Annotated in this window: 1 protein-coding gene; it reads right to left on the bottom strand. The window is 64.3% G+C overall.

Annotated elements, in window-relative coordinates:
* Nucleotides 1–129: 129 nt before the first annotated feature.
* Entirely contained in the window at nucleotides 130–1,548 is a 1,419-nt protein-coding gene (gene ltrA / locus AB0H88_RS52515) for a group II intron reverse transcriptase/maturase (RefSeq protein ID WP_357657745.1), read from the bottom strand.
* Nucleotides 1,549–2,163 lie beyond the last annotated feature (615 nt).

Consider the following 2,163-nt stretch of genomic DNA (forward strand, 5'->3'; position numbering starts at 1 on the left):
AGTGAGGTCGGTCCGGGGCGCCCTGCCGGTGTTGCCACTGGTGGGTCTCCCCGAACCGCCTCCCGAACCCGGCGTGCGCTGCTAAGCGCACCGGGCTCTCCACAAGCCCCGACGGGCCTGGTGTTCACCTCATGCTGTGCTCGGCCACGGTGTCGCTATCTTTGTTCCCCGGTAGTAGTAGCGCTTGGCGCTGACTCTGGCCGGGTCGAAAAGCTCCACGCCACCGTCGGTGGGCCATCTGCCATAGCGTCGGCGTAGTTCCTTCCACGGCGTTCGCCGATGCTTGCGCTCCTGCCATCTGACGACCTGTTTCCACAGGTAGGACCGCAGATAGCTGAAGGTCGCGTTCGAGCAGCCGTACTTGAAGTACGCGGCCCAGCCCCGCAACATCCGGTTGAGATGGATGAGCAGGACATTGAGCGGCAGGTTCGTGCTCTGCCGACACCACGCCTTGATCTTGGCCATGATGGCGGCCAGCGCCTTCTTGGCCGGGTAGACATAGACGTAGCTCTTGTCGGTGCCTCGCTTGCGGTGGCGCTGGATGCGCCAGCCGAGAAAGTCGAGGCCTTCGTCGATGTGGGTGATCAGGGTCTTCTCCGGCGACAGGCGTAACCCCATCGTCGCGAGGACCCCGGTGATCTCCTCCTTCAGGGCTTCGGCGTGCGCCTTGGTGCCCGAAATAGCCAGGCACCAGTCGTCCGCGTAACGGCAGAGCCGATAGTTGGGCAGACCTTGACGGCGTCGCTTGGCCCGTTCATACGGGCTGGCTCCCGGTCCTCCCGGACCCTGGGCGATGAACTCGTCCAGGACCGACAGGGCCACGTTGCTCAGCAACGGGGAGAGAATCGACCCTTGCGGGGAACCGGCGTTGGTATCCGCCAGCGTGCCGTCCTCGGCGAGAATGCCCGCCTTAAGGAACGCCTTCACCAGGGCCAAGACACGTTTGTCTCCGACGCGCTTGCGCACCCGATCCATGAGCGCCGAATGCGAAATTTCGTCGAAGCAGGCTTTGATGTCCCCTTCCACGATCCACTCATAAGAACGGGAAGTGAAATGGTGCACCTCGGCCACCACATCGTGAGCCCGGCGGTTCGGACGGAACCCGTAGGAGCACGGGAGGAAATCCGCCTCGAAAATCGGCTCCAACACCAGTTTCAAAGAGGCCTGGACCACCCGGTCCCGGATCGTCGCGATCCCCAGGTAGCGGACCTTACCGCCCGCCTTGGGAATCGCTCGCTGCCGGACCGGCAAGGGACGGAACGTACGGGCTTTGAGATCATCCCGTAGCTCCGCGAGGAACCCCTCCGCCCCGCGCACGGCCTGAATATAGTGGGCGGTCTCGCCGTCCACCCCGGCCGTACGAGCTCCTTTGTTACCCCGCACCCGAACCCACGCGACCAGCAAGAACGCGGGATCGGCGACGAGATTGAACAGATCATCGAACCGGCGATGAGGATCATCACCGGCCCAGCGGTGCAGCTTGGTTTGGATCCCCAGTACCCGGCGTTCCGCCACATACATGGCGTACTCCAGTTCGTCGGTATTCACCGGCGACCTCCTGACATTCCCTGACGTCCACTGCTGACTTGCTGGCCCCCTTCGCCATGTGCACGCCTCTCGCGTGCTCGAACTACTACGGGGCCTCCGCCCCGTTCCGCGCCTTCGACCGACGACGGGCCTATCCCGCCGACCCAGATGGGTTCCAGGCGGCGGGAACGATGCGGAACGGTTCCCGTGTTCACTGCGAATCGATCGATCAGCTTGGCATCCAGCTTTGCCCCGGCAGCATCGCCATGGTTACGCCGCAGGCCTTCACCATGACCTCCCCACCGGCACGCTAAGCCGGCTTCGGAGTCGGCCTTCCAACGGAAAGCCGTGCACTGCATCCCGGCCCATATCCACCAGATTTGAGCCGGTGCCACGCTTACGGAGCTTTATCACTGATTCCTGTTCGTATACCGTCTGATCTCGCTCGCCGGACCCGGCCCGTCTGGCAGTGCCGAACCGCCCCGGCTTTGTCAGCGCTGCTTCCCGCCCTCCCCGGCGTCTCCCGGATCGGACTGCGCTCAGCTCCCACCAGACTGCTGCGACAGCCCAGCGAGGAGGTCTCACACCTCCTTCGATTCCCAGCGCCTCACGGCGCACCAGCGCCTCGTGGCGCAC

This window comes from Nonomuraea sp. NPDC050680 (genome assembly GCF_040654555.1).
Taxonomy (GTDB): Bacteria; Actinomycetota; Actinomycetes; order Streptosporangiales; family Streptosporangiaceae; genus Nonomuraea.